Annotated in this window: 1 protein-coding gene; it reads left to right on the top strand. The window is 55.6% G+C overall.

What is annotated here, in order from left to right; all coding sequences use genetic code 11:
- On the top strand, positions 1–207 hold a 207-nt coding region (locus RG47T_RS26880; protein WP_253187563.1), incomplete at both ends, for an RNA-binding protein.

The raw sequence follows: 207 nt of genomic DNA on the forward strand, positions 1-207 counted from the left end.
CAGAGAAACCGGCAGAAGCAAAGGTTTTGGTTTTGTTGAGATGTCTGATGACGAGAGCGCCCAAAAAGCTATTGATGGCTTAAATGGTATCGAAGTAAGCGGCAGAAGTATCGCAGTAAGCCAGGCAGAAGAGCGTAAAGCTGGTGGCGGCGGTGATCGTCGTGGCGGTGGCGGCTTCGGCGGCGGAAACCGTGGCGGTGGTGGTGG

It is taken from the genome of Mucilaginibacter polytrichastri (assembly GCF_001911425.1).
Classification (GTDB): Bacteria; Bacteroidota; Bacteroidia; order Sphingobacteriales; family Sphingobacteriaceae; genus Mucilaginibacter; species Mucilaginibacter polytrichastri.